The 22,626-nt window shown below is 60.9% G+C and carries 22 protein-coding genes; 5 read left to right on the plus strand and 17 right to left on the minus strand.

The window, feature by feature from the left end; genetic code table 11:
* Positions 1-57: 57 nt before the first annotated feature.
* From GN112_RS23050 to GN112_RS23070, 6 genes are all read right to left on the minus strand, one after another.
* Positions 58-3,003, minus strand: a complete 2,946-nt coding sequence (locus GN112_RS23050) for a 4Fe-4S dicluster domain-containing protein (protein WP_155312352.1) — start codon at positions 3,001-3,003, stop codon at positions 58-60.
* Positions 3,004-3,255: 252 nt separating this feature from the next.
* A complete protein-coding gene (locus GN112_RS23055; protein WP_155312353.1) occupies positions 3,256-4,284 on the minus strand; it encodes a hypothetical protein in 1,029 nt (342 codons plus the stop codon).
* Entirely contained in the window at positions 4,281-4,967 is a 687-nt protein-coding gene (locus GN112_RS23060; RefSeq protein WP_155312354.1) for an ATP-binding cassette domain-containing protein, read from the minus strand. The genes GN112_RS23055 and GN112_RS23060 overlap by 4 nt, the downstream gene beginning before the upstream one ends.
* Positions 4,958-6,112, minus strand: coding sequence for an ABC transporter permease (locus tag GN112_RS23065; RefSeq protein ID WP_162459079.1), 1,155 nt, complete (start codon positions 6,110-6,112; stop codon positions 4,958-4,960). The genes GN112_RS23060 and GN112_RS23065 overlap by 10 nt, the downstream gene beginning before the upstream one ends.
* Positions 6,112-6,390 carry a hypothetical protein gene (locus GN112_RS33675; protein ID WP_162459080.1) on the minus strand — a complete coding sequence of 93 codons (279 nt, stop codon included), beginning with the start codon at positions 6,388-6,390 and terminating at the stop codon, positions 6,112-6,114. Before GN112_RS33675 ends, GN112_RS23065 begins: the two co-directional genes overlap by 1 nt.
* Positions 6,391-6,954 (minus strand): nitrous oxide reductase accessory protein NosL, encoded by a 564-nt coding sequence (locus tag GN112_RS23070; RefSeq protein ID WP_155312356.1) that lies wholly within the window; start codon positions 6,952-6,954, stop codon positions 6,391-6,393.
* 119 nt (positions 6,955-7,073) lie between these two features.
* On the opposite strand from GN112_RS23070, the gene GN112_RS23075 reads away from it, so the two are divergent.
* Entirely contained in the window at positions 7,074-7,769 is a 696-nt protein-coding gene (locus GN112_RS23075) for a sulfite exporter TauE/SafE family protein (protein WP_162459081.1), read from the plus strand.
* Between the two features lie 193 nt (positions 7,770-7,962).
* On the opposite strand, the gene minE is transcribed toward GN112_RS23075, so the two are convergent.
* The 5 genes from minE to GN112_RS23100 all read right to left on the minus strand — a co-directional run bounded on the left by minE (position 7,963) and on the right by GN112_RS23100 (position 12,019).
* Positions 7,963-8,235, minus strand: a complete 273-nt coding sequence (minE, locus tag GN112_RS23080) for a cell division topological specificity factor MinE (RefSeq protein WP_155312358.1) — start codon at positions 8,233-8,235, stop codon at positions 7,963-7,965.
* Positions 8,236-8,245: 10 nt separating this feature from the next.
* Positions 8,246-9,046 (minus strand): septum site-determining protein MinD, encoded by an 801-nt coding sequence (gene minD, locus GN112_RS23085; RefSeq protein ID WP_155312359.1) that lies wholly within the window; start codon positions 9,044-9,046, stop codon positions 8,246-8,248.
* 47 nt (positions 9,047-9,093) lie between these two features.
* Complete coding sequence (locus tag GN112_RS23090) at positions 9,094-9,774, minus strand: septum site-determining protein MinC (protein ID WP_155312360.1); 681 nt, start codon at positions 9,772-9,774, stop codon at positions 9,094-9,096.
* Positions 9,775-9,936: 162 nt separating this feature from the next.
* On the minus strand, positions 9,937-10,782 hold the full coding sequence (locus GN112_RS23095; protein ID WP_155312361.1) for a sugar phosphate isomerase/epimerase family protein: 846 nt from the start codon (positions 10,780-10,782) through the stop codon (positions 9,937-9,939).
* Between the two features lie 52 nt (positions 10,783-10,834).
* Positions 10,835-12,019 carry an inositol-3-phosphate synthase gene (locus tag GN112_RS23100; protein WP_155312362.1) on the minus strand — a complete coding sequence of 395 codons (1,185 nt, stop codon included), beginning with the start codon at positions 12,017-12,019 and terminating at the stop codon, positions 10,835-10,837.
* 171 nt (positions 12,020-12,190) lie between these two features.
* Here GN112_RS23100 and GN112_RS23105 point away from each other — a divergent pair, with 171 nt between their 5' ends.
* From GN112_RS23105 to GN112_RS23120, 4 genes are all read left to right on the plus strand, one after another.
* Positions 12,191-12,448, plus strand: a complete 258-nt coding sequence (locus GN112_RS23105) for a hypothetical protein (RefSeq protein WP_155312363.1) — start codon at positions 12,191-12,193, stop codon at positions 12,446-12,448.
* Positions 12,449-12,509: 61 nt separating this feature from the next.
* On the plus strand, positions 12,510-14,330 hold the full coding sequence (locus GN112_RS23110) for a thiamine pyrophosphate-dependent enzyme (RefSeq protein WP_155312364.1): 1,821 nt from the start codon (positions 12,510-12,512) through the stop codon (positions 14,328-14,330).
* Positions 14,331-14,469: 139 nt separating this feature from the next.
* The gene (locus GN112_RS23115; RefSeq protein ID WP_155312365.1) at positions 14,470-15,027 is read left to right on the plus strand and encodes a 2-oxoacid:acceptor oxidoreductase family protein; all 558 of its coding nucleotides are present in this window, start codon (positions 14,470-14,472) and stop codon (positions 15,025-15,027) included.
* A 4-nt stretch (positions 15,028-15,031) separates the two neighbouring features.
* Positions 15,032-15,922: a PAS domain S-box protein gene (locus GN112_RS23120; RefSeq protein ID WP_155312366.1), complete on the plus strand. Its 891-nt coding sequence runs from the start codon at positions 15,032-15,034 to the stop codon at positions 15,920-15,922.
* Between the two features lie 295 nt (positions 15,923-16,217).
* On the opposite strand, the gene GN112_RS23125 is transcribed toward GN112_RS23120, so the two are convergent.
* From GN112_RS23125 to GN112_RS23150, 6 genes are all read right to left on the minus strand, one after another.
* Positions 16,218-17,021, minus strand: coding sequence for a class I fructose-bisphosphate aldolase (locus tag GN112_RS23125; RefSeq protein ID WP_155312367.1), 804 nt, complete (start codon positions 17,019-17,021; stop codon positions 16,218-16,220).
* Between the two features lie 48 nt (positions 17,022-17,069).
* Positions 17,070-18,101, minus strand: coding sequence for a zinc-dependent dehydrogenase (locus GN112_RS23130; RefSeq protein ID WP_155312368.1), 1,032 nt, complete (start codon positions 18,099-18,101; stop codon positions 17,070-17,072).
* Positions 18,098-18,808: a phosphoribosylanthranilate isomerase gene (locus tag GN112_RS23135; RefSeq protein ID WP_155312369.1), complete on the minus strand. Its 711-nt coding sequence runs from the start codon at positions 18,806-18,808 to the stop codon at positions 18,098-18,100. The genes GN112_RS23130 and GN112_RS23135 overlap by 4 nt, the downstream gene beginning before the upstream one ends.
* A 2-nt stretch (positions 18,809-18,810) precedes the next feature.
* Complete coding sequence (locus tag GN112_RS23140; RefSeq protein ID WP_155312370.1) at positions 18,811-20,025, minus strand: sugar kinase; 1,215 nt, start codon at positions 20,023-20,025, stop codon at positions 18,811-18,813.
* Positions 20,026-20,234: 209 nt separating this feature from the next.
* A complete protein-coding gene (locus GN112_RS23145; RefSeq protein ID WP_155312371.1) occupies positions 20,235-21,065 on the minus strand; it encodes a glycosyltransferase family 2 protein in 831 nt (276 codons plus the stop codon).
* Between the two features lie 217 nt (positions 21,066-21,282).
* Positions 21,283-22,533 carry an MFS transporter gene (locus tag GN112_RS23150; protein ID WP_155312372.1) on the minus strand — a complete coding sequence of 417 codons (1,251 nt, stop codon included), beginning with the start codon at positions 22,531-22,533 and terminating at the stop codon, positions 21,283-21,285.
* Positions 22,534-22,626: the final 93 nt, after the last annotated feature.

The following is a 22,626-nucleotide window of genomic DNA, read 5'->3' on the forward strand; positions in this document are numbered from 1 at the left end:
TTTTTATTTTTTTCGCCCTTGTCGGGCACGGTCGATTGGGCGAAAGATTTTTCGCCCCTACACCTCCTGTACCACCTTCTTCAGATAAATCACCGCCGGCTTGGTGTTCAGGTAACCCATCACCTGATAGGCCCGCGGATCCTTGATCATTCGGCTGACCCGGCTGTCCGGATCCATGAGGCTGCCGAAGGTCAGGGCGCCGGTGGGGCAGGTCTGGGCGCAGGCCGGCACCACCTCACCGTCACGGATGGCCCGTTTCTCGTTCTTGGCCGCGTTGTGGGCCCGTTTGATGCGCTGGACGCAGAAGGAGCATTTCTCCATCACGCCCTTGCTGCGCACGGTTACCCAGGGGTTGAGCTGCATGTTCAGCGGTTCGGGCCATTTCCAGTCGAACCAGTTGAAGCGCCGGACCTTGTAGGGGCAGTTCTGGGCGCAGAAGCGCGTGCCGATGCAGCGGTTGTAGATCTGGTTGTTGAGCCCCTCCTTGGAGTGATGGGGCGCGTAGACCGGGCAGACCGCCTCGCAGGGCGCGTTGTCGCAATGCTGGCACATCATGGGCAGGAAGGTCATGCGTGCCATGTCCGCCGGGTCATGGTAGCGCTGGATCTGCAGCCAGGCCATCTCGCGGCCTTCGATGATGCGCTGTTCACCGACGATGCCGATGTTGTTCTCCGCGTAGCACGCCGCCACGCAGGCGCTGCAGCCGATGCAGCGGTCCACATCCACGATCATGGCCCAGCGATAGCCGGCATGATCGTGGGGCGGATAGATATCCCGTTTGGGATCGTATCCCTCCGGCGTGGGCGGGGTCAGCGGAAAGGTGTCCATGGTCAGGGCGGGCTCGCCGTGCGCGTCCCGGTGGCCGATTTCATCCATGGCCACGGTGGGCGCGATTTTGCGGTGCAGGGCCGTTCGGCTGCCCGAGGTGATGGCCAGTTGGTCATGCTGCCGGCGCTTTTCCAGGCTGGACAGAACGGTGGCAAAAGCCGGTGCCCCGGCGTCGGGGTCGGTCGCCGCAGCGAGAAGCGCCAGGGGGTTGACACCCTGGCCGCTGGCCCAACGGCCGAAGCCGGTATGTCCCTGGCCGGTGGGGACCACGATGGCCTGTGGAAACAGACCGGCATACCCGTAGGCCGGCGCCTCGATCGTACCGGCCTCGGTTTTTAGGGTTACCCGGTCACCGTCCTTGATGCCGCCCGCCGCCATGGTTTCCGGGTGGATCAGTACTGGGGTTTGCCAGGGAATCTGGGTCAGGGGATCCGGGGTCTCGATCAACCAGGGACGATTGGCCCCGCGACCGTCGAAGAAGCGGATCGACGGCGGCGCCAGAAGGGTCAGTGTGTTGTACGGGGCCGGCAGATCCGCCAGGCAGCGTTTCAGGGTGGCGGCGGCTTTCAGGTTGGGTTGGGGTGTGTTTGCCGCGGATGCGGTGTCGGCAAACCGACCGCCCTGCTGAACGGTTTTCAGCCAGGCCGCGGTCGTGGACTTGGCCTCGTCGGCCAGGACCGTTCGGGTCACCAGGGCCTGGTAATTCTCCGCCGGCCGCTTTTCAGCAGGCAAAAGGTCCAGGAAGAGGTCGCCGATGGCCGGCGCCCGGTTGATGCGCCCCATGGCCGGCTGCAGGGTGGCCAGACTGGCCGTGTTGCTCTCATAGGCGTCCCAGGTCTCCAGGGCCATCTGCACGGGGATGATCAGGTCGGCCTGAGCTGTGGTCTCGTTGAGAAAATTATCAAAGGCGACCACAAACCGTTTTCTCTCACCCAGGATTTTGGCAATGCGTCCGCCGTCGGGAAGGGTGAACACCGGATTGATGTTGTTAAGCAAAACCAGTTTCACATCGTTTTTCTGCAGGTTGTCGAAAAAATCATTTACCGCAGCGCGCCGGTCGGCGATCTCCACACGGTGGCGGCTGGCGAAATCGAACAGCGGGAGGGCGGGGTCCAGCGCCAAATTGAGAAAAAGGGCGGCCAGCTCCGTGGCTACGGCCGCCTTGCCGCTGCTTGCGGCGCCAGCACCCAGGACCAGCGGCCGCCTGGCCGCGATCAGCTGCCGGGCGATGGCGGTAAGGTCCTTCGGACTGACCCCGGAAATTTTCGCCACCGCCTCGGGCGTGTGGTCGCCGGTCAGGTCCGCCAGGGCGCTGAGCAGCTTGCCGTCGATCCGCCGTCCGTTGGCGTCGCCCATCACAATCTGGATCAACCCCATGATCACGGCGGGTTCACTGCCCGGTCGGCAGGCGATCCAGCGATCGGCATTGGCACCGGTGAGGGACTGGAAGGGACTCACCTGGAGAAAGCGCCCCTTGTCATCTTTTTTGTAGCCGTGCATGGCCTTGAATTTGCGCGCGTATTCCACCGGCGAGAGCCAGGTTTCCAGAAAATCGGCGCCAAAGCCGACCAGCACATCGGCCTGGTCGAGGTGCAGTGACGGCAGGATGGGGGCGCCGCAGAGTTCGGTGTGGGCGAACTTGAGGGCTTCATAGGCCAGGGGCTCGAAAACCACCGGGGCGGCGGCGCCGGCATGCTGCATCACCGTGGCAAACAGATCCAACTGGGTCCGGCCCACGGTTTCGGTGAGCATGGCGACCCGGCCGTCGCCCTTGTCGATCGCCGCTCGAAACTGTTTAGCGACTAACTCGGCGGCTTTGTAGTAAGGCAGCGATTCCCAGCCGTCCTTGGTTTTCAGTTGGGGCAGGGTCAGCCGGTCAGGATGGTAGACCCCCTGCAGGGCCGCCTGGCCGCGGATGCATAGGGTTCCCCGGTTGACCGGGTGCAGGGGATTGCCCTCCAGCTTGATCACCCGTCCTTCGCGGTTCTTGGCCAGTACGCCGCAGCCGGCCGGGCATTCGCGGCAGGTGGAGGCATACCAGTTGGCCCGTCCGGTGACCATGTCCTCGGTGGCCTGGACCATGGTGAACAGGTTGTCTTCCGTTTTCGCGGAGCAGCCGGCGGCAAAAGCGACGCTGCCCATGGAGGTAATCTTGAGAAATGTTCGACGATTCATGCGTGATGCCCGTTTGTGCCAGGTTGACTATGCTGCTGGCATGGATGGATGCCTGTTTTGTTACCGATGGACTGCTCGGTTGTCGAGAGAAAATCAGGCCGCCGTAATGGTTGCGGCGTTGTCATTGGTGATGTCGGGATTTGGATCGATCTGAAGCAAGATTACCGTTAAAATAGCAAAATGCCGGAATAGTTGTCAATCTCCATAATTTTGATGCATGGACCATAACTGTGTGAGGACGGGCCCGGGGCGTTATGTCCCGTCCATCCACACACCGGTACGCAGGCGCCAGAGAATTGCCGGGCCGGCAGTGAGCAGGGTGAAACCGACCAGGGCAACAACGATCCGCCATACCGCCTGGCGCATGCGCTGGTCGGCCGGGTCGACCAGCGGGGCGTGGCTGCGGATCCGGCCGGCGGTCCAGAGGGCGATGCTTTCGAGCAAGATGATTGCCAGGCAGCCGAAGATGAGAAATCCGGCCCCGTTGTAATCGGGGAGAAACAGGCACCAGGGGCACGGATGGGAAAGCACCTGGTAGTAATAGGCTGACCAGGTATGCTTGACGGCCACCGTGGATGTCCCGGTCCAGGCGATGGCAAGCAGTGCTGCGATGCCGCCGGTGGGGCCGTGGGGATACCTGACCGCCATCATCACTACCAGCGGCAGGATGGCGATGCCGCTCAGGCTGCTCCACAGGGCGATGGAAATGGCTCGTGACTGGGTGGCGAGACCCGAATCGTTGTTCAGGATGCGGTCGTAAACCGCCGCGCAACAGCTGACCGGCGGCGCACCGTCGATCTGCATAACGGCCTGCCAGGTGTGGAAGAGGGCCAGGACGAGAATGGGACAGACCGCGATCAACAGGCGGGCGCCGGTTTCGGCCAGGCAACTTTGCGGGCGGGACTGATCCAGCCGGTCGCCGACCGACCATCCCCAAAAAAGCGCCAGGAGAAGGCCCCAGAAAATCAACGCCTGGCTGCCATATATGCCCATGGCCTGCAGGACGCCGGTCCCGCACATGGCGCCGGGGATGATCCGGTGCCAGACCCGGCTGATGCCGACGAGCCCGATCAGGGCCGCTGCCGCCAGGATCCCCAGGGCCCAGCGGCCAAGCAGGGATGCCATCTGGGCATGCCGTTCACAGCGTAGTTGCCCGTGATCCGCATGATCCGGACGCCAGTTCAGGGCCACGTCCACGGCGCAGCCGGTAGCGATAGCGTAAAGTGCCGTGCCGGTCGCCGCAGCGACCCAGAAGGCCCAGGTCAAGGGATGCCAGATCACGGTGCGGCCAGTTTTCCGGCCGCCAGGTGAAAACGGTGCCCCACGACCGCCGACTGCCTCAGGCGGGGGTCGTGGGAACAGACCACCACTACGGCACCCCGGCGGGCGGCCCGGTCCAGCTGCATGGCGATCCGGTGGGTCTGCCGGTCGTCCTGAAAGGCGGTGGGTTCATCGGCCAGGATGAATCGCGGGGCCGCCACCAGGGCCCGCGCAATGGCCACGCGCTGGCGCTGGCCGCCGGAGAGGGTGCCTGCCGGTGCGTCGGCCAGATCCGCCAGTTGGGCTGCCTCCAGGGCCTGCTGGATGGCGGTTTGCATCCGCGGCCAGGCGAGGTTGCGCGGAACCAGGGGCAGCAGCAGATTCTCCGCCACGCTGAGATCGGGAATCAGTGCCAGATGTTGAAACACGATGCCTGCTTTCTGCCGCCAGCGATCCCGATGATGGGCTGGCCAGTGCGACACCGGCTGGCCGTCGGCCCAGACGGTCCCGGCCGTGGGGCTGAGCAGGCCGGCCAGAAGGTGCAGCAGGGTGCTTTTGCCGGCACCGGTTTCACCGGTGATCAGGTTGATTGTCCCCGGTGCAAAGATCGCCTGAACCGATTGCAGGACAGCCGTTTGCGTGTCCGCCTTTCCGGGCCAGCGGAAATCCAGCCCGCGGCATGCCAGTCCGGCGCTCAGTTCCATGGCCCGGCCTGAAGCGCGCTTCCGGGATCATTGGCCGCACCCCGCAGCGTGGTGAGAAAAACAGCGGCCAGATAGGGCAGCCCCACCATGGCGGTCATCTCCAGCAGGATCAGACCGGCGCCGTGGCCGTCCAGGGCCAGGGCGGGCAGGTGCGTTCCGCCCGTGATCCACATGGCCGTGACGCCGGCCAGGGGTGGCCAGAAAACCATCCCATAGGCCGTCGCCAGCCCGACCAGCAGTGCCGGCAGGGCAACGATGAGCGCCTTGAACAGTTGCATGCGGACGATATCGGCCGTTGTCCAGCCCATGGCTTTGAGCAGACCCTGGCGGGCCAGTTGACCCCGGTTTTCCGCGATCACGGCGGTGACGATCAACAGCAGGGCGAGCAGGCACGGAATCACGGCCAACATGGTGCTGGCGCCGGTTTGAACGGCGCGGGTGTGGTAGCGCAGGGCGCTGGTGCTGCGGTCGGTGATCCGGACGGGCCAGGGCATGGCGGCGGCCAGGTCGGCCTGGATGGCCTGTTCCTCTTCACGGCGGAACAGACGGACGGCCAGATCACTGGCCTGGCCGCTGGGGATGCCCAGCAGCCGCCGGGCGTCCTTTTCCGTCAGCCACACCAGATCAACGGTGGCCAGGCTGGTATCGGGCGGGAACCGGCCGGTGATCTCAACTGCGATGGCGGCTCGGGCGGTCAGGGTCAGGCGGTTGCCGGGCAGCGTCGGCGATACGCCCTGGCCCACCACCGCCTGACCGGCCGCCGGCGGCGCGATACCGTCCAACAGGGATGAGTCGGGGAGGCTGCCGGCGGTGACCACTGTTACCGGCCCCTCGGGGCCGCTGACCACCCCCCACAGGCGCGGGGTCAGGCCGATTACGCCGGGAACGCCCCGGGCCGCGGATAAGCCGGTGTCGATCGGCAGCGAGGCCCAGCCACCGCTGTCGACCCGTCGCACCACCAGATCCGGTGCGTTTTGCATCAGACGGGCCCAGGTGGTATCCAGGGCCTGGCTGAACAGCAGGTGCGTGGCCGTGAGAAAAACCAGACTGGCCAGTGCGGCAAACAGCAGGAGGGCGCGGCCGGGATGACGCTGGATTTCCCGTGCGGCCCAGATGGCCATGGGCAGATGGCGGTTTGCCAGCATCAGGGGGCCCCTTCCAGGCCGGCCATCGAACGCAGGGGAACCCCCGGATGGACGGTTTCCGGGTGCCTTGCCGGGCTGCCGGCATTCCACAGGGCGGGGCGGGAGAGGGCAAAGACGTGCATCCATCCTGCCGAGGGATCGTTTTCCGCCCGGAACCGGCCGGCTGCCAGATGAACCCCGATGATCAGAACGATCAGCAGGCTCGTCGCAGCGGCCATGATCAGCAGACGCCAGGCCAACCGGCATGGCGCGGGAGACGGGAAGGATGGGCCGGGCACTTACTCGGACCCTGCCGGCGGAAGGTCGCGGGTGCTGATCCGTCGCCACAGATCGTCGTTCAATTGATCAAATCTGAACACGGTTTTGCCATGGTGGCGTCGGTTGAAGGTGTCCAGCTGGCCGCTGTCCTCAAGGGCAACGATGGCCGGTCCCATGGGGCCGATCACATCGGAACCGGCCACCCAGACGGCGTTGCGCGCGTCAATGGGACGGCCGGAAAAATAGTCCCAGACCACCAGCCGGTCAATTTCGGAGCGGTCGCGGCCGAGGTACGCGCCCGGTCGCAGCCAGGTGCGCAGCAGGCAGCCGTTGCTGCAGAAGTAAAAGGTCTCCCCGCTGGTCAGGGTCATGGCCGCTGCCGAATCGGGTCGCCTGGCCGGAAACATGGCGCACACCGGACAACGGTCGGACGGGCTCATGACCATCTGACCATCGGCGGAAAGGGCTTTTAACGCCGGTTTGGGGCCACCGGCCTCCGCTTCGGCGTTGCCGGCGGTCAGGACCCAGCAAAGGGCCAGCAGCAATGCGGCGATCCGACTGCTGTTTCCGGGTGAGTACTTCAATCCGCACCTCCTCTTATTACGGACCCGTCAAAAGAGAATACCAATGTAAAAAGTTTTATGCCAAACTGCAAGCGCCCAAGGGATGGGGGGCATTGTAACAAAAATAGGGCATGGGGGAGATGATGACAACTTCTCTGGATCTGGTGGCGCTGTTCATGCTGGGGCTTTTCGGCACCGGGCATTGCATCGGTATGTGCGGTCCCCTGGTGGTGGCCCTGCCCGGGCAGACGGGACGCTTCTCGGCCCATCTGGCCTACCATGCCGGCCGCTTGATGACCTACACGATCATCGGTGGCCTGATGGGGGCGGCCGGCGGCGGGTTGCTCCGTCTGGCCGCCAGCGTTGGCGCCAGTCCCATGGCGTGGGTGGGCCGGGGGCAGGTGGCCGTCAGCCTGCTGGCGGGCGTGTTACTGCTTTTTTTCGGTCTCTCTCGCCTGGGGCTGATCGCCGAGCCCGACTGGCTGCGGATTGCCACACCCACCCGCATGCCCGGATGGCGGCGTCTGATCGCCAAGGCCGCCCACCGGCGCAGCAACCTGGACCTTCTGCTCATGGGGCTGCTATTGGGCGGACTGCCCTGCGGGCTCTCTTACGCGGCGTTTGCCAAGGCCCTTGCCGCCGCCCGGATTTTCGCCGGCGGCAGTGCCGGCCTGGTTTTCGGTTTGGGCACCCTGCCGGGGCTGCTGGCAGTGGGGGCCGGGGCCGGGCTTTTGTTGAACCGCTACCGCCGCCCGGCCGATCTCATGGCCGGTGTGCTCATGCTCGGCATGGCCGCTGCCCTGCTGGTACGGGTGGTGGCCTTCATGGGCGCATGAACAGCTCTTGACGGATTCGTAAGAAGCCCGATATCGGCGCCTGCGCGTATCCTTCGTCACTGCGGCGTACGCTCAGTACGCTGCCTACGGCACCCGCGATAGCGGTATTCTCAGGATTCGCAAGCCTTGATCTCGGGCTTCTTACGAATCCGTCTAATTTTAAAGGAACGATCAAATTCTTGTGCAGCCGTCCTCAGGCAGGCCGCCGCCGACTTTTGGCCGAGATGATGGGCGTATTGAAGATCAGGGCCGACAGGTCGTTGTGCCGCGTGATGTCGAGTTTCAACTGGTCCTTGTCGATGACGAAATAGCGCGAGATAACCTCCACGAGCTCTTTCTGCATATTTTGCAGGATGTCATCGGATACTTCCAGGCGGTCGTAGACCAGCGCGAACTGCAGCCGCTTCTTGGCCGTATCCTTGCTGTTGTTCTTGCTGAATATTCTTTTTACCAAACCGTTTAGCATTGGATTTCCCCTATTTGCCGAAACCGATCTTCGATCCGATTTTTTTCCATAATGATTTGGACGTACTGGGAATTTCAATGGGCAGGTCGGGCTGTCCGTTGAGGCGCATGGCAATCCGTTTAAACGCCTGCCCGGCCCTGGAATCGTTTTGCATGATCAGGGGAGTGCCGCTGTTGGTGGCCACCACGACCTGATCATCCACTTCGACCAGTCCCACCAGATCGATGGAGAGCACATCGACCACATCCTGATGGCTCAGCATGTCTCCCCGTTCCACCATGGCCGGCACAATACGGTTGATCAACAGCTTCGAGGGGATCTCCTTGGCGTACAACAGCCCGATGACCCGATCCGCATCGCGAACCGAGGAGACCTCGGGGGTGCAGACGATCACCGCTTCATCGGCGGCGGCCACGGCGTTTTCAAATCCCCGTTCGATGCCGGCCGGGCAGTCCATCAGGATAAAATCGAATTCCGTGCGCATCTTTTTGGAAATCCGGATCATATCCTGGGGGGTCAGGGCGTCCTTGTTGTCGCTCTGGGATGCCGGAATCAGGAACAGGTTGTCGATACGGCGGCTCTTGATGGCTGCCTGGGTCAGTTTGCATTTGCTCCGGGCGACATCGACAATATTGAAGACGATCCGGTTCTCTAACCCCATAACCACATCGAGGTTGCGCAAACCGATGTCCATATCCACCACGGCCACTTTCTTGCCCTCCATTGCCAGGGCGGCACCGATGGAAGCCGTCGCGGTGGTCTTGCCGACGCCGCCTTTCCCGGAAGATATCACGATGATTTTACCGTTCACGTTTCACCTCTGTTTTGTTTATTTCTGAACAGACAAAAAATAGGTCTTTATCGAACCACCGGCCATGGCATCCGTTTGAACGGATTGGCCGACAGGTACGACTCGACGACAATGGCGCCGTCTTCGAGATGGGCGAACTCCGTCATGCCCTGGCCTTTGGCCGGCAGGCCGGCGGCCACGACGTTTCCGATCTTGACCTGAAGGGGGCGAAAATCGAGGGCCAGGATAATGGCCTCGTCGTTGTTCGGTTGGCCGGCCGCCGCCGTTCCCAGCAGGCTGCCGAGAACCAGGATGTCGCCGCCGGCGGTCAGGTCGCACCCGGGATTGACATCCCCCATGATAATCAGATGCTTCCGGGCACTCACACTCTGTCCCGAACGGACCCGCCCGGCCAGAACCAGGGTGTCTCTGCTGTGCTTGGCGATGGTGTTGTCCGAATTTTTCATTTTGAACCGTTTTTCTTCATGCTTGGCTTTTTCCTTGGGCGCGACAATTTCTTTCAACTGATAGGTATTTTTCAGATACGTGTGGATCTGACGATAGCGATCATCGCTGTCCGGCGTCCCGGTATCCAGAACCACCCGTGTGGCGTGGGCCATGTGCCGCAAGGGGTCGAAGAGTTTTGCCAGATCTTCCTGGATCCGCTCGACAGGCGAGTCCGGAAGCACGGTTACCCAAAGGCTGTCACCGACACCCTTCATTCGTACGGATGATGTTTGTTCAATCATTTTGGCTGGTTGTCAACTGTATCGTTAAATTCGTTCGTGGCTCAGATGGTGGATCAGCAGTGCCGGATAAGTGGGTTGACGATTATCATTGCCATACAATACTGAAAACATATCTTGTATGTCAAGTTTGAAAATACACCCATATATGGTGGGGTCCTGAGACTAAGCTGCCAATCCCGCTTCTTTCAGAATGGGCAGCAGATACTCCAGGCTCTGCCGGCCGGCTTCCTCCGGGCGGTCGGTGTACGGATAGAGTTCGAGACTCATGTCGTAACGATAACCGCACTGCTTGATGGCCCGGAGCACCGCCGGAAAGTCGATGGCGCCCAGGCCGGCGATAAGGTGGTTGTGCTCACGGGTGGGGGCGATGTCTTCGATATGGATATGCCCGATCCAGGGAAACAGTTCTTCGAAAGCCGAGGCCGGGTCCTCGCCGGCACAGAAGAAATGGCCGATGTCGAAATTGATCCCCACGATCGGCGCCTGGATCTCCGCCACGAAGGGTTTGATCTCGGCGGTGCGCTCCATGAGAAGATTCGGCTCCGGTTCGATGAGCAGCCGCACGTCGAGTTCCTCGGCCCTGGGGATGACCTGATCCATGCCGGCGTGAAACAGGCGCAGGGCTTCCTGACGGGTCATTCCCGCCGGCAGCGGCCCGCCCGGCGGTACGGAGATGTTGGCGCAGCCGATGCGGGAAGCGATGTCGAGACAGGCCAGGGTATGGTCCACGCGGATTTTTCGACGCTCGGCCTCCGGTTCGATCCAGGACGGGAGATAGGTGTCGCCCACGGCGAAGAGCGTAAAACTGTTCAGGTTGGTGGGCGTCAGACCGTTTTTCTCAAGGGCGGCCTTGACCTCGGCCAGCCTGGCCGCATCGTACTCGGGCGGGTAGAGGTGGGGCTGGTCGCACATGATTTCCACACCGGCGAACCCCAGCCGGGCGATGCGGTCGAATGAATCCAACAGCGGGAATTTTACGAAGGCGTTGGTACTGTAGCCGAAAATCATAGGAGCGGAGCCTTTCTTTTCGCGAGCATGGGGATCGCACCGCCAATGCTTGTTATTTACCACCGTCGGGTGATTCGTCGATGCGGCGGTTGATTTTTGCTTCCAACCGGTCAAGGGCGGCCAACTGGTCCGCAAAGGTCAGCGGCGCGTCGCCGCCGACCGGCTTTTTAAAGAAGAATGCCAGATCGGGAACCGGTCCGCCCATGCCGGCCACCTGCAACGCCGCGGCCCAGCGCGCCAGATCCAGGGCCATGGGGGCCGCCAGGATGGAATCCCGGCCCTGCAGGTTGAGACGCAGGCTCATGGGCATCCCGAAAATGCCCTTCACATCGATGACGTCCCAGGCTTCCTTGGCGTCCCCCCGGGGCGGGTAGTAGTCGATGTGTACCTTGTGGGTGGAACGGCCGTATTGCTCGCCTACCGGGTATCCGAGAAGATCGTCCAGGAGGCGGGTTTTGTTGTTCAGCTTGCCGCAGGCACGCTCCGGGTCCATCAGATTGAGCCCGTCGGCATTGCCCAGGATGTTGAGGCTGTACCATCCGTCCACGTAAAGCCCGCGGGCCTTCAGCGCGGATGCCAGCACCACCTTGAAATAGGTCTGGCCGGTTTTGCCGTCGCGGCCGGCCATGGGGGTGCCGTTTTCACGGGCCTGGTCGACGATGGCCGGCAGTTCGACGGTGTTGGGACTGAAGTTGACCACCGGGATGCCGGCTTCGACGGCTGCGGCCACGTAGGCCAGGTCCGGCAACAGTGCCCCGGCGTCCTCTTCCAGGAGCATTGCCATATCCGTGTAGCGTGAGGGATCGGCCAGGTCGCAGGCGGCAGGCAGCAGGTTGAGCAACACCGGACGGGCGTGCGGCCAGCGGTTGCGGCAGCGCACAATATCCGCAGTGATCCGGGCGACCTGGTCGCCGACGCGGCCGGTGGCCGGTGGTGCGCTGAACGCCGGCAGACGGTCCAGCATGGGCGCATGGGGCTGCCAGATCCCCTCCGGCAACACGCCGTGGCGCCCGATTGCGGTGGTGATCGTCTCGGTTGAGAGGTCCCATCCGGCCATGGTCACCTGCGGGCATTGGCCAAGGGCGCTGAATTTGCCGGCCGTGGTGAGTCCGGGAACGATCAGATCGGGGGCGGTCTGCATGGCGGCCATCGCTGTGGCGAGGGTGGTGCCGATGGCGCCTTTGATACCGGCGACGAGCAGCAGCATCTGTGGAGAATCGTCGGGCGTTTGGTCCATGGTTATCCACTTTCCTTAAGTGAGACGTCGATTCGAGCGGAGAGATAAACGCTCGCACCATAAAAGGAAGCACCGGCAAAGTCAAGCCGGCGCTGGAGCGGTTCCAGGGTGACCACATGTAACCTTGGTATGTGATGTGCTTTACAGGACGATCGCGTACGGATCGTTACGATGATCCAAATCGAAATCGGGATCGCTATCGAAATCGAAAAGAAATGGGGCGTAGGCATGCAGACGGGATGTTTGGCGACTTGCGGTCAATGGTCATCGGCGCCATGGGAAACTGGGAACCGTCTAGCGCCCTTTTGTCAACCCGTGATTTCAATATACATCGTCGATTTCGATCCCGATTTCGATAAACTTGAGTTACATGCGATTGCCCTGTCCGGTCAAACCACCACTCTCGACTTTTGCGACAATTCCGTGTAATAGCCAGATACCCCGTTATCCCAATGCGGGATGATGATTTCCTGACAAAATCGAGGCAGAAATGAACCAGGCAGAAAACAAAGCGCTCATGATGGGCAACGAGGCCATCGCCCGCGGGTTGGTCGAAAATGGCTGCAGCGTGGCGACGGCCTACCCGGGAACCCCGTCATCGGAAATCCTTTCGTCCGTTGCAATGTATCGACGGCAGTTGGGTATCGACATGCATACCCAATGGGCGGTCAATGAGAAGATCGCTTTTGAAATCGCCTACGCCGGCAGCCAGGCCGGCCTGCGAACGGCGGTGAGCATGAAACAGGTGGGACTGAACGTGGCCTCGGATCCGTTGATGAGCGCCGCCTACATGGGTTGCGTCGGTGGATTCATTATCATCAGTGCCGATGATCCCGGCCCGCACTCCTCCCAGACCGAGCAGGACAGCCGCATGTTGGCCGTGATGGCCAAGATTCCCGTGCTTGACCCCGATTCCCCCGGTCAGGCCAAGGCGATGGTCGGCATGGCCTATGACCTTTCCGAAACGTTCAAGACCCCGGTGATGCTGCGGCCCACCACCCGGGTGTGCCATTCCCGCCAGGATGTGCAGCCCGGCGACATTCCGGTTTCAACCCGGCAGCCCGATTTCAAAAAAGACCCGCTGCGCTGGGCGGCCACGCCCAAATTCCGTTACCAATTGCACCTTGAACTGGAAGCCAAGCTGGCCGACATCGCCAGGCAAACGGCCACCGCCCCGCTGTTGCGCAACCCCCAGGCCGGCGGACGGCAGGCGGTGGTCGCCAGTGGGGTGGCCGCCGCTTACACGGCGGAAGCCTTAAACGATCTTGGCTTGTGGGAGCGCCTGCCCTTCTATCAGGTGCTGCAGCCGTTTCCCCTGCACACCGATTTCATGAAACAGTTGCTGGCCAACCATGACGACGTGCTGATCCTGGAGGAGTCCACCGGCATCATCGAGATGCAACTGGCCGATCACCGGCGAGTCAAGGGCAAGCTGAACCATGTGGTTCCGCGGGTGGGTGAACTGCTGCCTGAAAAAGTCGAGCGGTTGCTGGCCGACTTCACCGGCCAGGCGGTCACCATCCCGGAGCTGCCCCCAGCCCCGGGCCGGCGGCCGACCCTGTGTGCCGGCTGCCCCCACCGGGCCAGTTTTTTCGCCATCAAGAAAGCGGCGCCGCGGGGCATCTACACCAGCGATATCGGCTGTTACACCCTGGGGCTCAACCTGGAGGCGGTGGACACGGTGCTTTGCATGGGGGCCGCCATCAGCCAGGCCGCCGGCTTTTACCATGCCTACCGCAATGCCGAGAAACGGCCCGATGTGGTAGCCACCATCGGTGACTCGACTTTTTTTCACGCCGGTTTGCCGGCCCTCATCGACGCGGTGAACCACAATGTCCGTTTCGTACTGGTGATTTTGGACAACCGTACCACGGCCATGACCGGCAGCCAGCCCACACCGGCCACGGGTACCGGTGTCAGCGGCGAGGCACTGGTCAAAGTGGATATGGAGACCCTGATCAAGGGCTGTGGGGTGGAATTTCTGGAGGTCGGCGATCCCTATGACCTGGCAAATTTCACCGCCATGGTCAAAAAGGCGGTGGCCTTCAGCCGCAGCCACGGACCGGCCGTGGTCATTGCCCGCCATCCATGCATCATCGACCTCTCGCGCCAGGGAAAGGGTACCGATCCAGTCAGGGTAACCGTCAACGATGACTGCGACGGCTGCGGCTACTGCCTGCAGCACTTCGAATGCCCGGCCCTGGTCGCCGTGGACGATGGCGCCCGCACGGCCGTGGATCCGTTGATTTGCACCGGATGCGGGGTGTGTCTCAACGTATGCCCCAAAGGGGCCATCGTGGCAGACAGGTAGATCTCGGCATCGACCAGGGCGACCGCATTTGAAATGGATGAGTGTCAAATGCCAACATCCAAATGTCAATTGAAGGATAAAATCGATTAAATTGGACAGAATTCCACACATTCGAGCAGACGGGAAATCGAGATAAATCATGAAATCAGAAACAACCTGTCAGATTGTGATCAGTGGTGTGGGTGGCCAGGGGGTCTTGTTCGTCACCCGCCTGTTGGCCGAGGCCGCCATCGCCAAAGGCCTTCCGGTGTATACATCGGAAACCCACGGCATGGCCCAGCGGGGGGGGACGGTCATTTCCCATCTCAAGGTGGGGCCGTTCGCCAGCCCCCTGATCAATCCCGGCCGGGCCGACGGACTGATCGCCATGAAAGCCGAAAGCCTCGCTCAGCACGGGGGGTACCTCAACCCCGCCGGGTGGGCGGCGGTCAATGGGCCAGCCCCCACCGAAAACCGATCTTCACCACAGGCATTTTTCATCGATGCGGATCACTTGGCCGGCGAAATGGGCAACCCGAGGGCCGTCAACCTGATCATGCTGGGTTTTTTCCTGGCCCGCACCGTGTCCAACCCACCGGGGCCCCCGCCGTTCTATTGCAACTTAGACGACATCGGCGCCGTTTTGCAAAAACGACTCAGCAAAAACCCCCAGTTGCTGGCGGCGTCCATGGCCGCCCTTGGGAGCGGAGCGAAATAAGGCTATGGTGGATCATTCCGGAACCGGTAGAGACAAGTACCTGACCCTCTTTGAGAGCCTGCAGTTCCCCGTCGCCCTGTTGGATAAAGACTGCCGCATCGATGCCATGAACAGTGCCTGGAAAAACTTATTCAGGGATGCATCCCATGCCGGTGCCGGCAACGATACGGAAAGCCGGCCCCATACTTTGGCAACCTGGATATCCGACGACGTCAGAGGGTTCGTATCCAGTGGCAGGGATGAAGACGTGATTGAGAAGCGGGTGGAAACGGTCGCGGGCAAACGGCATCTTTCCGTTAAACTCAAACGTATGCCCGATGTCGGCGACACGTTCAGCGGCTGCGTGATTGTACTGGACGATATCACACGGCAAAAGAAGACTGAGTTGGCGCTTCAGGAAACCACCATCTGGCTCACCAAGATGTTCAACGCCCTGGAAGAAGCCGTTTTCATCGGCACCTCACAAGGCATGATTGTAAACGCCAACAGGGCCGCCCGGCGAATTTTCGGATATGCCCTGGAAGATCTGAAAAACCAGACCACGGAATTGCTGCACGTGGATCATGAACATTTTATGGCTTTCAACACACGATTAAAAGAAGAGCTGACCAAGGGGGAAAGCACCACGATTGAGTATGTGGCCAGACGCAAAAACGGTGAGGTCTTTCCCGTCATCGCCAATGTTACCCGGCTGAAGCGGGAAGATAATAAAACCCTGGGCATTGTCAGTATCCTGCGAGACATTTCCGCCATCAAAATGGCCGAAGAGGCCGCCCGTGACAGTGAACGGCTCCAGGGGGCACTGGAACTGGCCGGGGCCGTCTGCCACGACATGAATCAGCCGCTGATGGCGATTACCGGCTACGCGGAACTTCTTTTGATGGAATGCTGCTAGGCAGATCCACAATACCCCAGACTGAAAAAAATCATGGAACAGGTGGATAAGGTGGGCGGCATTACCCGCAAACTGATGCACGTCACCCGTTACAAGACCAAAATCTATCTGGACCAGCAGATCATTGACATCGACCAATCTTCCGATCGGTGAGACATTCACCCGGATCATCACCGAAGAGAAAGCCCATATCGACCAGTTCCGCAAGTTGCTGGCCAGCGGCGAATGACATCGCTTTCCATCCTCGGCGGTGGCAACGCCAGCCAAAACTGGCGTTGCCACCGTGACGGGTATATCAGCGGTTGCGCATCTCTTCGAGCAGCTGGGCGGCTTCGTTGACCGTCATGTTTTCGTGAATCAGGCCGTGAACCGCCGTCAGCAGGGCCACCGGGTAGGGGCTCTGCCAGACATTGCGGCCCATGACGATTCCTTTGGCTCCGCCCTGCAGCGCGCCGTGGATCATCTTGAGGGTGTCGAGATCGGTTTCGCACTTGGGACCACCGGCGATCATGATCGGTACGGGGCAGCCGGCGACCACTTTTTCAAAATCCGTTTCCGTGTAATAGGTTTTGATGATGTCCGCACCGTGCTCCGCACCCACCCGGGCACCCAGAGCAATGAATTTGGGATCTTTTTTCTTGTCTTCATTGGTTTTCCCCAGGCCGATGACACCAAGCAGGGGCAGATCCCACTTGCGGCACTCCGTGGAGAGGCCGGCCATGCTGATCAGGGTTTCGTGCTCATAGGGAGAGCCCACGAAGGCCGATGTGGCCACGGCATCCACGCCCAGGTGCAAGGCCTCCTTGGCCGTGGCGGTTTGCCCCTCACGGGTCAGCTCCGGTCCGGCGATGGTGGCCCCGCCGCTGGCCCTCAGGATCACGCCGGGATCGCCGGCCGGATCAAAGGCGTGATTGTAAATGCCCTTGGTCATCAGCCAGCAGTCGACCTTTCCGGTGGCATCCAGCTGGCGGATGGTTTCAGCAACATTCACAATGCCGGTCATGGGTCCCAGAGCCATCCCATGATCCACGGCCAGGACCAGGCTGCGCCCGGTATCCTTGTTCAGTATTCTTCTCAGGCGTCTCTTTTTTCCATGCATGGTTGTTGTTCCTCTAGTCGGTTAGGGATAATTTTTGACAGAAATCGCCTAAAACATCACAATCCCCCGGATCATCTCCTGGGCCTTGGCCCGTTCGACGGCATCCAGAAAGTTATCCAGGGTGAAGGTATCGGACACCAGGTCGTCCACGCGGATCTCACCCGTTTCGATCAATGTCAGGCATTTTTTGAAATCGTCGGGGGAACAGGCGAACGTGCCGGTCAGGGTAATCTCCATATAGTGCAACCAGCGGGGATCCACACTGATGGCCTCACCGGCCGGAGGCCCGCCGAAGACGTTGAAGGTTCCCCCCTTGCGGGTCAGCTTCAGGTTGGCTTCCACGACCTTGGGAATGCCCAGGGAGGCAATCACCACTGCAGCCCCCTTGCCATCGGTGATCTTCCCGATGGCGGCGGCATGGTCCGTGGTGGATGGGTTGATGCAATGGTCGGCACCCATGGCCGCGGCCACCTTCAGCCGGCTGTCCAGGATATCGACCACGATCACCGTGGCCCCATGCCACTTGGCCATTTTCAGGTGCATGAGGCCCATGGGACCGGCCCCCAGGATCACCACATGGTCGCCGGCCGCTACCCGGCATGCCTTCAGGGAGGCGTAGACACAGGAGAGCGGCTCGGCCAGGACCGCCTTCTCAAAAGGCAGGTCGTCCGGAATCTTGACCACACCGCCGATGTCGATGATCTGCTTCGGCAGACGCACGTATTCGGCGAATCCGCCCTCGATGCCGTGGGCCAGACCGAACTCATGGTCGCACAGATTATGCCGCCCCTTGCGGCAGTACTCGCACCGGCCGCATACGGCGATGGGATAGACCGCGACCCGGTCGCCAATGGCATAACCGGATACACCCGCCCCGATCTCGGCGATTTCGCCCACCACCTCGTGGCCCAGAATCGTGGGCAGCTCCTTGGGCAGGCCCTGGCCGAGCAGGGTTTTGATATCGGTGGCGCAGATCCCGGAGACCCGGGTGCGCACCACCATTTCCCCTTCACCGGCAGTGGGGGTGGGGTAGTCTTCGATGCGAATATCGTTTTTTCCGTATACAACCGCCGCTTTCACGTTTTCTCACCTCTCTTTGTTGATGCCTGTCGGATGGCATCCATTAACCGTTTGACCTTGGCCGGATCCTTCTTTCCGGAGCGTGCTTCCACCCCTGAACACAGATCGATGCCATACGGATCCACGGCGGCCAGGGCGGCGGCGACATTGTCGGGATCGATGCCGCCGGCCAGCCAGACGGGAAACCCGGCGGGCACCATCTGCATGAAGGTGCCCGCCAGCGCCCAGTCAAAAGTCAGGCCGGTTCCGCCAAATTTGATCTGGCCCTGTTTGATCGCTGCCGTATCCAGCAGCAGGGCGTCCACACCGGCCTGGAGATAGGCCTCCACGCCGGCTTTCAGATCGTCCAGCTCGACTTGGCCGCCGGCCTGGGGCAGATGCACGGACTGCCAGATTTGCGTTTCCGGGAAAGTCGATTTCAACCGTTTCAGCACGGCCCGGTCCGAATCGCCCAGAAACTGCACGGCAAAGGGGCATAGGTCCTGGATGAGACGATGAATGCGGCTTTCCGGCATTTTACACACCAGGGCCACGGCCGGCAGTGGCGGCGCGTCGAACAGGGACCGGGCCGCTTCGATGGTCAATGACCGGGGTGAGAAATCCACCTCCACCACCACGCCGAAAAAATCGGCACCGGCCTCGGCCGCCAGCCGGGCATCGTCCGGATTGGTGGTGCAGCAGATTTTGGCATGGTAAGGTGTCGGCATATCTACCCCTTGAGCCAGTTGTCGTTGGTGAAACTGCGCTCCACGCCATCCTCGCGAATGGTTCCGCCAAGGTTGTCCACCTCGGTCTCGATAATGCGCGTCTTGGAAATCTTCAGCGACTCGAGATAGGAGAGCACCCGGTCGTACACATCCGGTTTCTGGGTCAAGGCGAATACCGTCGGCCCCACCGAGCTCATGCCAGCAATCTCCACTCCGATCTTTCTAAAGACGTTGATGTACTGGTAAATGGGGGTGCCGAAGTTACCGTGCTGCTCACACTCGGCCCGTTTGGAACCCAGATAGCAGATGTCGAACAGAGCATCGCCCATCTTCTGCAGATCTCCCTTGATCATGGCCGGCAGCATATCGAAGAGAACGATCTGGGCCTTGGCCCCGGCCTGCAGGGCATCCAGGCTCCGGGCCCGCCGCATCAGCAGTTCCACCTCGGATTCGGCCGAGGTCTCCTTGCCGCGGAATTCGTCTTCCAGGCTTTGGACCTCCGGAATAAAAATAATCGCCTTGGTATTGGGCAACTCGACCCGATGAGCCAGCATGAGATCGTCACTGGCCACCACCCAGCCGCCGTTGACGCCCACCATGGCCCCGATGCCGGTTTCGAAGGCGGGCAGCAGGAAACCGTTGTTTTCCGGACTCTCCTCACAGGAGTTGTAGCCCATGATGCGACGCAGTTCCCAGCCATGGAAGGGCCGCCCCAGCACCTCGTTCATGCCGATGCACGCCGCGCACATGGTGCCGATGGAAGACCCCAGACCCACATGCCGGCGTTTGTGGTCGTGCAGTTCGATCTCGAACCCACCGGGATATCCCAGCAGTTTTTTGAAGATGTGTCCGAAATGGCTGACGATGAGCTGCCGTTCACCGGAGGCGCGGATCTCCGGTTCGTCGATGGCCCTTATCTTGGCATGAAAGTAGATCGCGATGCTGACCCCGAGGCCCCCGCCCCCGGGGCGGTTGAGGTTGAACCGGTTCATGTCGAGCACCGTGGGATGCAGCCGGGCCGGGACCTTGACCTCGATCTCGTTATGCTTGACCTGGTTGTAGCCTCTCGGTTCGATACCTAACGTTTCGTAGTCGCGGATAAAGCGTTCATCACCGGGTTTGAATTCCTCGAGAATCGTGGTGACCTTGTCGAAACGGCCCCCGATAATTTCTATTTCGATTTTCTCTCCCTGCCGCCCACTTTCCTGTGTGGTCATTGGTTCTCCCCCCTGTAAGATTCTGTAGGCATGTCGTCGCTAAAGGGTACATGCAATGGCGCTGGTTGTCAGGTGCGTTGCTTTCAGGTTCGGACGGGAACGCAAAATTTCTGCAATCCGACCGACGATCGCCAGATAATTATGATTCAGGGTGTAAACACGATTCGATTGCTGGCTTGCAGCCGATAAAGTTGCTGTTGATAACATGGTTAAAATTTTTCTGTCAACTTTTCATACTCCCCGGCTTCAGCTATCCGTCCCCGTTTGCGGCATCCCTGAGCATAAATAGCGCACTTGTTTTTCAACATGGCGATGGCGGCCGTTTGCTGATCCTCGGACAGACAACCGCATTGCAACAGGCGGGTGATCGATCGGATGCGGTATTTGTCCAGTTCGGGCATGCGCGAGAGTTGGTCGGCATGGCCGCCGTGTTTGACGATCAACGGGCGCTCGATCAGGTGGATCGGGTATTTCCAGGCGATGCGTAGCCATAGATCGTAATCCTCACAGGCCGGAAGATCGGGATCGAACCCCCCCACTTCATCCAACAGGGACCGGTGCAACATTACTGCCGAGGGGCTTACCAGGCACAGTTCCAGACTGCGCTCGAAGATCATGCCGCCCTCCTTGCGATGGCGTTTGCCCGGATTGACCCGCGCTCCGTTTCGGATCCAGAGTTCCTCGGTCTGGCAGATCAGGGCATCGGGATGACGGGAAAAAAAATCGACCTGGGCGGCCACTTTGCCCGGCAGCCAGGCATCGTCCGAGTCCAAAAGGGCGATCAAGTTGCCTTCGGCAGCCTGAATGCCGGCATTTCGGGCGGCGCTGACCCCCTGATTGCTTTGCCGAATGACCTGAATCTGCGTCCCGTAGTCCGCCAAAAGGTCGGCCGTGCCGTCGGTGGACCCATCGTCCACAACGATCAATTCCAGGGCGGTGTAATCCTGATTAAGGACCGAGTCAATTGCGGACCGGACCGTCCAGGCCCGGTTGTAGGTGGGCAGGACAACACTGACCAGCGGTGATTTCCCGTTATTCATGGTCGCTGACCATACTGTCCGGCGGGCTCCTGCGCAAGGATCATCTAACCAAGGATTTTAGGCGATTTCTGTCAAAGAATATACCCGCCTGCTTGTCTTTTCATCCGTCTTCTGCGTTGGGCTTTTCCATACATAGCCCCACTATACATAAAAAAGCCCGCCTTGAATACGAATGAAAATCCGGCGCATCCTGGTATATTGTTATCCGCCAATCGCCTTACGGGTTGCCCGGTTCCGGCTCCGTACGGGGGTCCATGGCCGTTGCCACCGGGGATGTGCTCTTCATGGGCACGAAGGCCACCTGCTCCTCCACCGGAACAATATCGATTTTTTCCCGCTTGCGTAAGTAGAGGGTAATGCCGGCAAGTGCGGCGTTGACCATGCACCAGAAGGCGAAGAGGCCGAACGGTGTGCCCATCAGGGTCATCACTCCCGAGGCGACGATCGGGCTCATGCTGGCGCCGATGCTGTAGGCAAAGAGCAGACCGGCGCTCACCGCCACGGCATCCTGTCCACCGAAAATGTCGTGGGCGCGGGCCACCGCCACCGGATAGACCGCGAACATCATGGTGCCGAAAACGCCCATGCCGGCCAGCAGTGCCCCGAAGGAGTGCCTGCCACCGATGAACATGACGGCGCTGAAGCCGGCGATGGCGGTGGCAATGACGCTGAGCACGACGGTACGGTCAAACCGATCCGACAGGGAGCCGATGACCCATTGGGCCGCCAGGCCGGAGAAGACGGTCGTGGTCATGATCCACGACAACTGGTGCAGGGTCAGTCCGATTTGGGTACAGAACAGCGGCGTCAGGGCATAAAACGCGCTGTTGGTAAGTCCTGCGGCCATGCTGCCGAGCATTCCCAGGGGGGATTTTCGGAAGATGGTCATGAAGTGATAGGGCTTGGTCTCCGGCAGGCGTGGATGGACCCCTTCGGTGGCCGATACCGGCACGAGACACAGTGCGAAAAGGATTCCGCTGATCACGAACAGATCGGGGCCCTGGATATCGGCGACATTGAGCAGCTGCTGGCCGATGCCGATTCCCAGGTAGCTCAAGGTCATGTAGATGGAGAAGATCCGTCCGCGGAAGTGCGGTTCGGTGCACTCGTTGAGCCAGCTTTCGATGACCATGAATAGGCCGAAGGATGTCGTGCCGCTGAAAAATCGCAGCGCCCCCCAGAACCACGCCGACAGGTAGAGGCCGTGGAGCAGGGCGGCGGCGGTGGTGGTGGCGGCAAAGACCGTGAAGGCACGGATGTGTCCCACCCGCTGGATGAGCCGGTGGCACAGGAACGATCCGGCCAGCAGGCCTGAAAAATAGCAGGAAAGAACGAGGCCGGACGTGGCCGTGGAAAATCCCGCCAGTGCCATGCGTGTGCTGAGAAGGGTACTCAACAGGCCGCTGCCGGTCAAAAGAATGATCGTGGCGGTAAACAGGGCGCCGAATGCACCAATGGTATTTGCCATGGGCGTCACCTCAACCAAAAAAGGGCAGACACGTTCCGATCGTCATGGATCGCTTATCGGCTGAAAACCGGCGCTAAAAAGCAGATTATGGCA

Origin of the sequence: Desulfosarcina ovata subsp. ovata (genome assembly GCF_009689005.1) — a bacterium.
GTDB lineage: Bacteria > Desulfobacterota > Desulfobacteria > Desulfobacterales > Desulfosarcinaceae > Desulfosarcina > Desulfosarcina ovata.